General features: G+C 47.8%; 14 protein-coding genes. 12 read left to right on the top strand and 2 right to left on the bottom strand.

Features of this window, described 5'->3' with window-relative positions:
- Window positions 1–21 precede the first annotated feature (21 nt).
- The 6 genes from EYB31_RS32020 (at window position 22) to glmS (ending at window position 6,048) form a co-directional block, all read left to right on the top strand.
- On the top strand, window positions 22–1,350 hold the full coding sequence (locus EYB31_RS32020; RefSeq protein ID WP_131017576.1) for a hypothetical protein: 1,329 nt from the start codon (window positions 22–24) through the stop codon (window positions 1,348–1,350).
- Window positions 1,347–1,808, top strand: coding sequence for a hypothetical protein (locus tag EYB31_RS32015; protein WP_131017575.1), 462 nt, complete (start codon window positions 1,347–1,349; stop codon window positions 1,806–1,808). Before EYB31_RS32020 ends, EYB31_RS32015 begins: the two co-directional genes overlap by 4 nt.
- Window positions 1,805–2,800: a CehA/McbA family metallohydrolase gene (locus tag EYB31_RS32010; RefSeq protein ID WP_338119999.1), complete on the top strand. Its 996-nt coding sequence runs from the start codon at window positions 1,805–1,807 to the stop codon at window positions 2,798–2,800. Before EYB31_RS32015 ends, EYB31_RS32010 begins: the two co-directional genes overlap by 4 nt.
- Before the next feature lie 35 nt (window positions 2,801–2,835).
- A complete protein-coding gene (locus tag EYB31_RS32005) occupies window positions 2,836–3,594 on the top strand; it encodes an MgtC/SapB family protein (RefSeq protein ID WP_131017574.1) in 759 nt (252 codons plus the stop codon).
- 49 nt (window positions 3,595–3,643) lie between these two features.
- Window positions 3,644–3,772: a hypothetical protein gene (locus EYB31_RS41335; RefSeq protein ID WP_276322113.1), complete on the top strand. Its 129-nt coding sequence runs from the start codon at window positions 3,644–3,646 to the stop codon at window positions 3,770–3,772.
- A gap of 443 nt (window positions 3,773–4,215) precedes the next feature.
- Window positions 4,216–6,048: a glutamine--fructose-6-phosphate transaminase (isomerizing) gene (glmS, locus tag EYB31_RS32000; RefSeq protein ID WP_131017573.1), complete on the top strand. Its 1,833-nt coding sequence runs from the start codon at window positions 4,216–4,218 to the stop codon at window positions 6,046–6,048.
- A gap of 251 nt (window positions 6,049–6,299) precedes the next feature.
- Here glmS and EYB31_RS31995 read toward each other — a convergent pair whose 3' ends face one another.
- Window positions 6,300–6,668 (bottom strand): helix-turn-helix domain-containing protein, encoded by a 369-nt coding sequence (locus tag EYB31_RS31995; protein WP_131017572.1) that lies wholly within the window; start codon window positions 6,666–6,668, stop codon window positions 6,300–6,302.
- A gap of 176 nt (window positions 6,669–6,844) precedes the next feature.
- Between EYB31_RS31995 and EYB31_RS31990 the strand changes: the two genes are divergently transcribed.
- Window positions 6,845–7,144, top strand: coding sequence for a helix-turn-helix domain-containing protein (locus EYB31_RS31990; RefSeq protein WP_131017571.1), 300 nt, complete (start codon window positions 6,845–6,847; stop codon window positions 7,142–7,144).
- Window positions 7,145–7,165: 21 nt separating this feature from the next.
- On the opposite strand, the gene EYB31_RS31985 is transcribed toward EYB31_RS31990, so the two are convergent.
- On the bottom strand, window positions 7,166–8,761 hold the full coding sequence (locus tag EYB31_RS31985; RefSeq protein ID WP_165452724.1) for a glycosyl hydrolase family 28-related protein: 1,596 nt from the start codon (window positions 8,759–8,761) through the stop codon (window positions 7,166–7,168).
- A 180-nt stretch (window positions 8,762–8,941) separates the two neighbouring features.
- Between EYB31_RS31985 and EYB31_RS31980 the strand changes: the two genes are divergently transcribed.
- The 5 genes from EYB31_RS31980 to EYB31_RS31960 all read left to right on the top strand — a co-directional run bounded on the left by EYB31_RS31980 (window position 8,942) and on the right by EYB31_RS31960 (window position 13,331).
- Window positions 8,942–9,730 (top strand): hypothetical protein, encoded by a 789-nt coding sequence (locus EYB31_RS31980; protein ID WP_131017569.1) that lies wholly within the window; start codon window positions 8,942–8,944, stop codon window positions 9,728–9,730.
- The gene (locus EYB31_RS31975) at window positions 9,727–10,017 is read left to right on the top strand and encodes a PqqD family protein (RefSeq protein WP_165452723.1); all 291 of its coding nucleotides are present in this window, start codon (window positions 9,727–9,729) and stop codon (window positions 10,015–10,017) included. Before EYB31_RS31980 ends, EYB31_RS31975 begins: the two co-directional genes overlap by 4 nt.
- A 103-nt stretch (window positions 10,018–10,120) precedes the next feature.
- Complete coding sequence (locus EYB31_RS31970; protein ID WP_165452722.1) at window positions 10,121–10,870, top strand: YveK family protein; 750 nt, start codon at window positions 10,121–10,123, stop codon at window positions 10,868–10,870.
- The gene (locus tag EYB31_RS31965; RefSeq protein WP_131017566.1) at window positions 10,854–11,498 is read left to right on the top strand and encodes a CpsD/CapB family tyrosine-protein kinase; all 645 of its coding nucleotides are present in this window, start codon (window positions 10,854–10,856) and stop codon (window positions 11,496–11,498) included. The genes EYB31_RS31970 and EYB31_RS31965 overlap by 17 nt, the downstream gene beginning before the upstream one ends.
- Window positions 11,499–11,507: 9 nt before the next feature.
- Window positions 11,508–13,331, top strand: coding sequence for a nucleoside-diphosphate sugar epimerase/dehydratase (locus EYB31_RS31960; RefSeq protein WP_131017565.1), 1,824 nt, complete (start codon window positions 11,508–11,510; stop codon window positions 13,329–13,331).
- Window positions 13,332–13,355 lie beyond the last annotated feature (24 nt).

Raw genomic sequence — 13,355 nt, 5'->3', positions numbered from 1 at the left:
GAACAGTCAGGGGGGAATAGGATGACGGCGGCGCATTGCATAGCTTCCACCGGGTCTCTCGGTTGGAAGGAAACCAGCGAGAACAACGATATTACGATACAGTTCCAGCTTACTGAGGCCGGTTTTGTCGAAATTGATGTGCTGGCAAGGTCGGAAAGCGATTGGGCCCGGGTTGGCGGGGAGTCGTCAGCTTTGCGCATTTGGGTGCAGTGGGAATATAATCAGGATTGCGTTTTATTTTATGGAAACCGTCCTTTTACTTATACAAGGCTGCTTGGTTGGATGGAGCCGGGAATCTTTACGGTACGGCTTGCCTTTAACCGGAATCTTTCTTCGCCCCAGGTGAAGCGGGCATTTGTCGAATCGGTCAAGATCCGGACGGCTCCCGTTTCTTCGGAAATGTACGATGTTTACAAGCATACGCCGGTGTTGTACGGCAGGAACGTGAGCCATCCGTTTGAGAACCGGTTCACGGACACGCCGCTGCTGCTTTTCTATACAACAGAGCAGCTTGCAGCAGGAAAAGCCATCGAATACCAGATGATTTTCTCGCATGAGGATGAAGGGACGCCAACTCCGCTGCTGCTTAGCAAATGGGGGAGAACGACGGATATTGAGTGGATATACAGGGTTGAGCTGGATGAGAAGGGCGAAGTGCAAAATGCCGAATTTCAAGGCCCGGAGCATGTCACGACCGAGTTTAACGGCTGTACCGCGTTAGGCGGCCATCCTGCGCTGCAAAGCGCAACAACTAACGGCATGGTGACGGATCAAATCGGCTCGGCTTATCGGTTTCTGCTCCCGCCTGCGATGGAATGGAAACCCGGTCTCGAACCGAGAGAACGCATTATGGATGCATTTCCTTATACGTACCAGGTAACGGCATGGGAAATGCTGCGCCAATATACGTTTGAGGCGCCGGTTGTCGCCAATTCCTACCACCTGGCGGATCTGCGCCATTATTTGTTCGTGCAGACGGCCAAAGTGACGGAAGGCCCCGGAGACAGCACCTCAATCGATATTCAGGTGAAGCTGAAGGGAATAGACGGTTGGTTTTCTAGCAGCTTCGGGGACTTGCGGCATGGCGAGTTCCGATGCGCATACGACGGTCCGTATTTTCAATTTTCCACGGCGGTGAAGCTGCCGGTTATATCCGGTTTCGAGCACATTGAAGAAATATGCGCCGTTTGGCTGCCGGGTGGAGAAGATTCGGTTTATGTACCGGAGTTTAAAGCTTTTTTCCTCGATGACGATTATGCGCCGATGCCGGCGATTCGAAGTTTGTCACCGGTTACGGTGACAGCGGATCAACCAAGACAAACATTATGGCGGGAGGATATGTCTCTATGAACTTATTGTTGAAAGCAGAAGGAGCGGTGACGCCAAGCTGTTCCAAAAGCCACATTACGTATACGCTGCATCTGCATAAGGAATGCGGCGAGCTGCACGTGGAGTTTGCTTATGAGCCGAAGACGCTGGACGATGAAGCCCGCTCGGAGCAGTTAATTGAAGAAGGTTTCCGCCAATTTATACTGGAAGAACATCGGCCGTCGTATAACTGGCGCGACTTTTTGCCATTGCAAAATTTGCTGACACTGTCGCTGGATGATGAAAATGGGTTTCGTGGAGCGGGACACCGGCACGACCCGGTGCAGCACCTGGTGGTCACCACAGAAGAGGCGTCGCCGGGGCTGGTGCCCGGCGTATTTCCGCGAGGACAACTGCAAGTTATGATCAACATTCATTGCGTCGTGACGGATGAATGCCGCTACCGGCTGCAAATTTGGGAAGGGGGCGGTGACCGATGATGCAATGGCTGCCTTTTGAACTTCATTGCCATACATTTCACAGCGACGGCAAGCAATCGCTGCCGGAGCTTGCCGAAGCCGCCAAAGCGCTTGGGCTTCGCGGTGTAGCATTAACCGATCACAATACGATGACCGGGCTTACAGGACGCGAAGAGGTTATGGCGCAAACGGGCGTGGAGGTTATACCGGGCTTGGAATGGACGACGTTTTTCGGGCATATGCTGACGCTTGGCATTCACGAATATGTCGATTGGCGCAATTTAAGCCCGTTTCATATCCACCGCGGTATTGAGGGCGTACACCGGCAGGGCGGCCTGGTTGGGGTCGCTCACCCTTTCCGTGTCGGGTCTCCTATGTGTACGGGCTGCTTTTGGGAATTCGATGTAGCCGATTGGAGCAAAATCGATTATATTGAAGTATGGTCAACTTTATTCCCGTCGATCAGAAGAAATAATGCCCGTGCTTTTGCGATGTGGACCGACCTGCTGAATCAGGGACACCGGATAGCGGCGACAAGCGGAAGGGATTGGCACGTATCCGATCCAGTTACGGAACCGGTTGCAGCGACCTATCTGGGTGTTAATGCCGAGCTGGAGCAAGCTTCCGGACTTACGGTAGCGGCGCTTGATGCCTTGAAGCGGGGGGCGGTGTCCGTTTCCATGGGGCCGCTGCTTCAACTGCAGGTTGCGGATGAGCATGGGCATAAGGCCGGAATCGGTGAAACGGCGGTTCCGGGACCGGCGATTGATGTGACGGTAAACATAGATTTTTCCGCAAGGGAAGGGCAATGGGAGCTGCCTGAGCAGAAACTTGCCGTGAAGCTGGTTAGTGCTGCCGGGGAACTGGCCGCCGTGGAGCTGACAAGGGCGCAGCCGCAAGCCAGCCTCAAGCTGGATGTGACAGCAGCCCGCTGGCTGCGCGCCGAGCTGTATGGCGCTTTTTGCGGAGCACACACGATGATTGGCTTTACCAACGCCATTTATTTTCAGTAAGGGCTGCGTTCAGAAGAAAAAGGAAGTGAGCGAACATGACGGGAGTCGCGAGTATTTGGACGATCACGCATTGGGAACTGCTCGTGCGAATGGTGCTGGCCGTTGTTTTGGGCGGCATTGTCGGAATGGAACGCGAGTGGCACAACCATGCGGCTGGTTTTCGGACACATATTCTTGTTTGTCTGGGCTCGGCGACAATTATGCTTTTATCGATTTACGGTTTTTCCGAATTCGTCAATGAAACGAATGTCCGTGTCGACCCGGCCCGTCTTGCGGCGCAAGTTATCAGCGGCATCGGTTTTCTCGGCGCAGGTGCGATTCTGCGCAACGGTTCGGTCATCAGCGGGCTGACGACCGCCGCTTCGGTGTGGGTGGTGGCCGCGATCGGCTTGTGCGTCGGAGCCGGTTTCCTGTATGCGGCGTTTTGCGCTACGCTGCTGGTGTTGGTCAGCCTGCTGGTGCTGAACAAGTGGGAGAAATATTTGATGCGCAACCGCCGCAATCATGAGCTGACGATCAACGCCGTCGATCAGCCCGGCGTGCTTGGCAAAATTGCTTCCACCTTTGGAGAGCTGGACATTCAGATCGTCAACGTCAAAATGATCCATGTCGCCGAGACGGCGGCGGGTCATGCCGATAAACCGACAATTAAGCTCTGCTTCAGCTTGAAGGTGAGCAATCAAGCGAAGTTTATTACGGCGATGGAACGGATTGGCACGCTTGATTTTGTATTATGGATGGAGTCCGACGGCAAGCCGATGGTGCATTCCAATGGCTTGGAACAAACTCATTAGCGGCGGAACGTTCGGCACAAGAAAGCCATTTCCCAGGTAATACGGGGAAATGGCTTTTTTGCGATGCTGGCAGAGTCCGCAAGAGGCCAAACGGCCGTCACCGCTCCTCTATATCCCCAAGGTGTATGTTGTCGAGGAAATATTTTACAAATCGCAAGCAATCGACGATTGGCGGTAAAAAACGTAAAGATGCTGTCGTTTTCTTAATATAAAGTGTTTTAAAAGCGACTTTATTATTTTTTTAGATTGATATTAAGTGTTTTCGACAAAAATAGAAAATCAATTTAAGTTATGGTACCACCAATCTACAAATTATAAAAAATTGATTTGATATAATCTAGTTTATAATGTCGAGTGTCTTAAAATTGCCGTAGGGGGGAAGTAACATGAAAAGTGAATTGGATATTAAGGATTTGTTGTATCAGTTGGGAATATCGTATGAGACGTACATGAGTTGGGTTAAATCTGAGTCTATCCCCCCAATCCCCCCAATCGCCGAGAGTGCTACAGCCGAACCCCCATGGAGGGTTAAAAATGTGCTTGACACATATAGATACGTTATGTATCATTAGGTAAAAAAGTAACAAAATGTAACTATTTATATGTGGAGGTTATACAAGCATGTGCGGAATAGTCGGTTATATCGGAAATGGAAAAGCTCAAACCATTTTGTTAAACGGTTTGAAAAAGTTGGAGTACCGAGGATACGATTCAGCGGGAATCGCGGTTTACGACGGATCAAGGCTTCAAGTCCGCAAATCGAAAGGACGCATCACCGATTTGGAAGACCATCTTCTCCAGTCTCCTCTATTCGGAACGGTCGGCATCGGCCACACGCGTTGGGCAACCCACGGTAAACCCTCATATGAGAATTCCCACCCCCACAGCGACACACACGGAAAATTCACAGTAGTCCACAACGGCATCATTGAGAATTATTTGGAATTAAAAGAAATGCTGGAATCCAAAGGCATTACGTTCAAATCGGAAACCGATACGGAGGTGATCTCCCACCTGATTGCCGAGTTTTATAAGGGCGACATCGTAGCGGCTGTCCAACAAGCCATTCGTTTAATGAAAGGAGCGTATGCTCTGGCCGTCGTAACCGACTATGAACCCGATAAGCTGATTGCCGTACGTTTGGCAAGCCCGCTTATCATCGGCGCAGGGAATGGCGAGAATTTCGTCGGATCCGACATACCTGCGATTTTGGAACATACACGCGATATTTACATCTTGGAAGATGGTGAGCTGGCTGTTCTTACGCGTGAGGGCGTGACGATTAAAAACATGAATACGGATGAGAAGATATCCCGTTCCGCTGTACGGATTGACTGGAATCATGAGCAGGCGGAAAAGGGCGGCTTCGAACATTTTATGCTTAAAGAAATTTATGAGCAGCCGAACGCATTGCAGCGCACTTTATTGGGGCGTACCGATCGAACTGGACGTAACATCGTTTTTGAAAATCTGGGTATGTCAAACGCTCATATTCGGGATATCGAGAAAATTACCATTATCGCTTGCGGAACCGCTTATCATGCGGGTTTAGTGGGCAAGCAGCTGCTGGAACGGTTAACTCGGATTCCTGTCGATGTCGATGTCGCTTCGGAATTCCGCTATCGTCATCCCATTATTACGGACAAAACGCTGGTCATTGCAGTCAGCCAATCGGGAGAAACGGCCGATACGCTGGCAGCGCTTAAAGAAGGCCGCAGATTGGGAGCGAGGACGCTGGCCATCACTAACGTAGTCGGCAGCACGATAGCCCGCGAAGCGGATGATGTGATTTTGACGATGGCCGGGCCGGAAATTTCCGTAGCCTCGACGAAAGCTTATGCAACCCAACTGCTCGTGTTTTATATGTTAGCTTTTTATTTTGCGCGGATTCGCAGCACGGTAAGCACCCCATTGCTTGAAACATACGTTGCTGAGCTTCACAAGGTTCCGGAGCTGGTCGGTCAGATCTTGGAAAATCACGGGCAAGTTAAACAATATGCGGAATCGTTAAAAGATAAGAGCAGCCTGTTTTTTATAGGACGTGGTCTTGATTACTCGGTAGCCATGGAAGGTTCGCTTAAGCTGAAGGAAATTTCGTATATTCATTCGGAAGCTTACGCTGCAGGGGAATTGAAACACGGAACTTTATCTCTTGTTGAAGAAGGGACATCGGTCATCGCATTGTCTACTCAAGAGGATTTGTACGAAAAGATGCTCGGCAATGTGAAAGAAGTGAAAGCGCGCGGGGCTGAAGTGTATGGAATTGCACTCGCGGATAACCGGACTTTTGCGAAAAGTGTGGACAATCTATATCTTTTACCCAATACTTTACCACTCTTAACCCCGATTATCGCCGTCATTCCACTGCAACTCATTGCTTATTACGTTTCTGTCCAACGCGGCAATGATGTTGACAAACCTAGAAATCTAGCTAAAAGCGTAACGGTAGAATAATAGCATCAAGCGGCTGCATGATATCATGACGAAAATGTAAGCGTATTAAAAAAAATCTGTCGCGAACGAAGCGGGGATATTATGAGTGAGGGTAAAATTGTGCTGGACATCCGTATTGTAATGGATTTGCTCGCAATCAGGAATGAAGCATTCATTCATTGGGAACCGGTTGACCGATTAACGGAAAAGGCCCCCAATAACGTCCTTTTTACAGAAGATGTCAGGATAGCTGCGAGTAAAGACAATAAGGATTAACGCATCGAACGTTCTGCACGGATAAAGGCGATAAATCGTTTGGCTTCTTCTTGGCTTAATCTCGTACCATCAATCGTAAGGGAAAATTTATCTAGAATATCTTGGTCCGAAAGCTCCAAACTATCGATAAATTCTCTTGCTTCGAGAGTCAGGTCCATGCTTTGGTTTTGGCTTCTTCCCATTAAATAATCAACGGATACCTTGAAAAGGTCTGCTAATTTCTGGGTAATTTCATGATCCGGCTCTCTACGGTTATTTTCATAATGTGAAAGTGCGGCCCGGGATATGCCTAGCTTCTGAGCCAGATCTTCTTGTGTCATATGCCTATCGTTGCGCAATTCGGCGATCCTGTTTCCAAACCTCATCCTAAAGCCCCTTCACATAAGTTTATAGAATTATATCTATATTTTTAGTTTGTTTAGTGAGATTATAACATCAATTAACGGATAACCAAAGACCCAAAAAAACAGATTGTTTATTTTAATAGACGACAAATCTGCATTCATAGGCAATGGCATCGGTCGCACAGGAGGTGATTTGGATGCAGTTTAGCAGCCGTATATTGCAATTGCGGGAACAAAGGCAGTTAACACAAAAGGAACTCGCTCACGCGATTGGCATATCCCGGGCCACCTTGTCTCATTATGAAAATAATCGCAGGCAGCCAGATTTGGATACCTTAAATAAAATTGCCGAGTATTTCGAAGTGTCGGTCGATTATTTGGTCGGGATGTCGGAAGATGTGTGCAAACAGGGCGAGTTTACCGTTTCGAAAGATGGGCTGCATAGCCATCATATTATCCATTTTCGTCATGCCGTATTCCCCAGTAGGCTGTTATGACGGTAAAAATGAGTTGTTACTTTACGAAATCGAGCCGTAAGGCTTCCAACTGCCCGGGGTACCGGATTGAACACAAACCCAGCCGATAGGGCTGCCTGAAGCCGGTTTATCGTTAAGGATCATTTTGCCTTTAGTCCAGCTTCCCATAGTTGGCGTCTGCAAAGCATAATTGGTGCCAAGCGCCATTTCCGGAATTCCCGACCAAGCGGCGGCGGTGTCTCCATCTGCGGTAGCGACGGAGAAGCTGCGAATTTGAAGTGGATTGGTGCCCGCGGTAACGATAATGGCGATTGATTTCACGCTAGCATCGACTTGAAAATAAAAATCCATGGGGCTGTCGCCCTGCATTTGATAGACGCCTCCGAATGTGTCTTTGTACCAGGCAGGAACGCTGTAAGCAGTGCCCTTGACCAGAGGGCTTCCCTTATCCGTCAACGGATTGCCGGAACTGTCGTAACACTTGATGGCTACACGTCCGTCATAAGGGCTTATGGTGTCGCGTTTTACGACAAACCGCTTGGCATTTGTGGTGTTCACCAGTACACCAATGCCTGTCCCACTGGCGACTTGAAGGTAATCGGTGTTCATCGTTATTCCTGTACCGAATTTTTGGATGCTGGTGCCGCTAAATATAGCGACGTCCGCCAGATTTACGTTTTTGGCATCATAAGGGACCGCTTTTTTGGGTAAAGCGCCGGATAGGAATACCATATTTCCGGTTTCTTGCAAAAATTTGGTGCGTCGCGTAGTTAAGAAATTGGCCGGATATAAGCTTTGATCCAAAATAACTTCAGATTGATTGGCCGTGTAGCCGAGATCGAAATAGTTCTCTGTCGAATTATTCAGCACTTGAGCAAAATAAGCGGCGCCGCTTTCGCTGCGGCAGCTTAAAAATCCATTCTGCGAGCCGTATTCGATCAGGACAGGAAGTTTTTGGGAAGTTCCTTGGAATTCAAAGCTGGCCTTAATAAAGAAGTTATTGTTATTATTCGTGTAAATCTTGTCTTGCGATGTGATCCTCACGCCGATTTTATTTTGCGTCGGGTAAACGTCGCTCCAGTTGGCAATTTGACCGGATAAAAATAAGTTTTCATTGCACCAGCCGTTTGTCGCGTTAGTCAGGTCGATGCTGATTTTGTTATTCAGGATGTTGCCCAGAACGACTTGGTTATAGGCGAAACCATTGTTGGATGTGCCGATACATTGCAAGCCGATAGTAAACCCTCTCGTTTGTACAACATTAACCTGACACGTGTTTAAGTTAAGCAGCTTGATGCCGATATTGTTTTCGCTTTTCCAACTGGAGAGAGTTCCCCTTACGACGTTCAGCTTCAAATTAAGCATTTCGAAGTCAGTGCTTGCAATACCGACTGTCAGCGCGGTAACGTCGGAGCTGCCGGTGTAAATGATCGGCGAGTCCATTTGCACATGCACCGCAGTTGAAACGACGATGGGCTGGCTAACCGCATATCCGCTGGATGGGGGGAAATAGAGCACATAGCCGGCTTTACACGCTGCAAGCGCTTTGACAATAGCGGCATAATCGTCGGTGGAGCCGTTTCCTTTGGCGCCATACTGCATGACGTCTATCAAACCGTTAAACGATGGAGTAGCCATATACAAACCTCCTATATTCATAGTTTAAAAGTCACGTTAGTATATGCAGCAGAAGCTGTACAGGTTCTTTTTATCAGGAGTTAAAAATAAAATGGGAAAGTGCACATTGTATGATACGAATTGTATCACAAAAAGAAGGAAAGGAAGGTCTTGTTATGGATGTGAAACAGAATGTATAGCATGTATGCAACCATTGGGGAACATCATATTTTATTTATCATGGATTCCCAAGAAATTCGCTCAAGTATTGCGGATACGTTTCATGCCAAAGAGACAGGCAAATTAAAGTCTTATTTACATGTCGATATGCAGATTAAGATTGAGGGCAATTACGGCAAGCCGTTTTCCGGATATGAGGTTTGTACGAACGCCGAGGACGGGCAAATTCAATTTAAGCGGACGGATTACAGTATCATAGTGAATCCAACTTATGAAACTGCGGAAGTAAAGGTTTACGACGATTTTGCGTTAAAGCATGCAATTCTACAATTGTACAGCTCGTTTATTATATACCGTCGATGGGGGCTGTTATTGAATTCATCATGTGTGGCGGAGCGTAACAATGCGTTTATATTTGCTGGACTCAGCTCCTTTGGCAAAACAGCATTGTCCAAGATTTCCAGACCGCGCCTTGTTCTCTCCGACGAAGCCACGCTTATTTGCGTTCGTTCAGGTGGAGATATAACGGTATTTGATTCGCCGTTTCGCAGGGAAGAGCGTTCCGAGCATTTGGTCCGGCATTGCAAGCTGCATTCCATTCATATTTTGCAGTCCTCCTTTAAGACGGAAAGCATACACTTGAAAGAATCCGATGCGCTCCTGCATATCGCCAATCATTTAACATGCTGGCCCCATAATAAAGCGGAGTCGGGAAAAGCCTTGTCCATGTGCAGACAGCTTGTTCAGCATATCCCGGTGAGCATCCGCTATTACGAAAATAATGAATCTTTATGGGAGAGTATTGTATGAATAAGCTGTACAGACAAACGAAAGACGTAGAGGGAATCGAAGTCGGCGGAGAATGGATCATCATGCACGTGAAAAATCGGACATTAACGAAATTAAACGGAGCTGGGGGCACCATATGGTCGCTGCTCCATACACAAAAATCCGTTTCGGAATTAACAGTGGAGCTCAGTAAGCAATTGAACTATAGACATATCATAGATGAAACGGACGTTCAGACTGTGCTGGGCGAGCTGCTGCAAATTGGAATTATCGAATCATTTTTTGAAAAACAAGTAAATAGTTATTGACATGATACTAAATGTATCGTAAATTAAAGTCATTGAGATACATAACGTATCATAATCGTGTAACTAGTGTGCATAACATTTTTAAATGGAGAGGAAGAGTAAGATGGAATTGGATTTGAAAACATATTTCGCCATGTTGTGGAAAAGAAAGTGGATCATCGGACTTATCGTCATCGTGTCGAGTCTGGCCGCCTGGGGGATAAGCACTGTGTATGTCACCCCGCTTTACCAAGCAACTACCAAAATCGTCATTACGAAAGCGGCCGATTCACCAGGTGCACCCGCTTTGGACATCAATACGATGCTGCTGAACGTAAAGCTTGTAGATACGTATAAGGAGTTGATTGTTTCCCCGGCCATTATGGAAATCGTTTCAAAACGTTATCCCGAACTGAAGTTAAGCGCAGAGCAAATGCTCAAAAAAGTAAAAGTGATCTCGGGTAAAGAAACAACTTTGTTTACAATACAAGCCAGAGAAACTTCATATGAGAAGGCGAGCCAGCTTGTCAATGCGGTTTCCGAGACATTCAAGCAGCAAATTCAAACGATTATGAAAACCGATAATATCGTCATTCTTAAGGAAGCTGATTCCTTAAACCCGCCGCCTGTAACGCCAAACATTCAATTTAACACAATTATCGCTTTTATTGTCTCGCTTATTGTGGCAAGCGGATGTTTTATCGCTTCGGATCTGCTGAGCGACACGATTAAAACGGAAGACGACGTCATGGAGCATCTGAAAGTTCCGACGCTTGCCGTTATTGCCAAACTCAGACGTAAGGAGCTTTATAAAAACAAAAGGAAATCATTTCCTAGTCAGGTAGGTGAAGCTAAAAATGTTACGGTCAATTAACAATATGCATATCCCGGAATCGTTCAAATCGCTCCGCACCAACATCCGTTTCGCATTAAGAGGGCTGGATTCCCAAGTCATCCTTGTTACGTCCGCCGTCGATGGGGAGGGGAAATCGACCAATGCGTTCCTGCTTGCCGCCGCCTGTGCAATCGACAACAAAAAGGTGCTGCTCATCGACGCTGATATGCGAAGGCCATCTATACATGAGCTCGCTTCCATAGTGAACCGGTCCGGTTTGTCAAACGTATTGTCCCAGCAGTGCAGTATAGCCGAAGCCATACGCGAAACGGGAATTGCCGGATTCCATGTGATTACCTCCGGTCCGACCGTGAATCATTTACCGGAGCTGCTCGCTTCCAATCAGATGAAGTTGATGCTGTATGAGTTAAGAAAAGCGTATGACGTCATCATTATCGATTCACCTCCGATGCTCAGGGTAACCGATGCGCAAATACTCGCAAGTCTGGCCGATGGAGTGCTGCTGGTTGTCGGTTACGGCAAAACAAAAAGCAAACTGATCAAAAAGGTTAAAGTTCAACTGGAACGCGCCAACGCCCGGATATTAGGTGCCGTATTAAACAAAGTGCCGAGAAGCAGCGAGAGCTACAGCGCGTATTACGGGTAGGAGCAAATTATGAAATTGTCCCAAAAATTATCGATTTTTTTAATAGCCGATACAGCGATTATCTGGGCCAGTATTATGTTGTGCTATTACTTAAGATTCGACGGAACGATTCCGAAGGAATATGTCAAGCAGATGATGGTCAACGGGTGCATGGCAACTGTAGTATGTCTGGTAAGCATGTATCTGTTCCGCTTGTATCACCGGATTTGGCGTTATGCCAGCGTCGGCGAACTGCTTTCCATTCTGAAAGGGGTCGCTCTAGGACATATCATTTCTTACGCGCTTACGTATCTTTGGACCGGAAAAGTGATTCCGTTATCCATCACCGTGCTTTCGTTTGAATCGATGCTTTTGCTTATGGGTGGCGTACGTTTTGCGCGGAGGGTAGTGAACCGGGGGGGACAGCCCAAAACGACTGTAGCTAAGAAGAAAGCGCTCATCATCGGTGCCGGCTCGTGCGGCGTCATGGTGGCCGGCAAGCTGCAAGCTAACCCGGATGCAAGGATGTACCCCGTTGCGTTCGTAGACGACGATCCCCGGAAGCTGCATCAGGATATATGCGGTATTCCCGTCATGGGAGATCGCAGCCGGATTGCCGATATTGTCAAAATTCAGCAAATCGAAGAAATCATTATTGCAATGCCTTCGGCTCCTAAGAAAGCCATTTCCGGATTCATCGATATTTGCAAGCTGACGAAAGCGAATTTGAAAATCATCCCTAGAATCGATGATCTGATTCATGGCAGGCTTTCAACGAACGAAATCCGCAACGTCGAGGTGGAGGATCTGCTTGGACGAGAGCCTGTGAAGGTGGATTTGGCCGGTATCGCCGATTATGTGCAGAACAAAGTGGTTCTGATAACCGGAGCGGGAGGTTCCATCGGCTCCGAGCTGTGCAGGCAGATTGCACCTTATAATCCGCGGAAGCTGGTCGTTTTGGGGCACGGGGAAAACAGCATTTATGCCATCGAGCAGGAACTGAGGCGGTTATTCCCGGAATTGCAGATTGAACCGGTGATTGCGGATGTGCAGGACATGGGGCGGATGAAAATTATTTTTGAGCGTTTGTCGCCACAGGTCGTATTTCATGCGGCTGCCCACAAGCATGTTCCGCTGATGGAGAAAAACCCTTCGGAGGCCATTAAAAATAACGTGTTTGGCACGAAAAATGTTGCCTTATGTGCGGATTTATACAGAGCCGAGAAGTTTGTTCTCGTATCCACCGACAAAGCCGTAAATCCGACCAGTGTCATGGGGGCGACCAAACGAATTGCGGAAATGTTTATCCAGAGCATGAACGCGAACAGCTCAACCAAATTTGTGGCCGTTCGCTTCGGCAATGTGCTTGGCAGCAGAGGAAGCGTCATCCCGCAGTTCAAGCAGCAAATCGCGACAGGCGGACCGGTGACGGTCACACATCCTGAGATGATCCGTTACTTTATGACGATTCCCGAGGCGGTTCAGCTTGTCATCCAGGCTGGAGCGTTCGCCGGCGGAGGTGAGGTATTCATCCTCGATATGGGGAAACCGGTTAAAATTATCGACTTGGCCGAAGACTTGATTCGCTTGTCGGGATTCGAACCAAACGTTGATATCGACATTGTGATGACCGGGATCCGTCCGGGGGAAAAATTGTATGAAGAGCTGCTGACAAGCGAAGAAGGGCTAGGTTCAACCAGGCACGACCGAATCTTTATAGGTAAACCTGCCAATATCAGCAAAGCTGCCTTAGAGAAGGAAATCGGCATGCTGGAAAAAGTGATTGGAGAAGAACAAGGCGCCATTAGGGAAATGATCAAACATATCGTACCTACGTATCAAAACGTTTCCTAGGAACTAATATGGGAAGGAATATGT

Source organism: Paenibacillus thalictri, assembly GCF_004307995.1.
Classification (GTDB): domain Bacteria; phylum Bacillota; class Bacilli; order Paenibacillales; family NBRC-103111; genus Paenibacillus_AF; species Paenibacillus_AF thalictri.
This window is presented reverse-complemented; position numbering and strand designations above follow the sequence as displayed.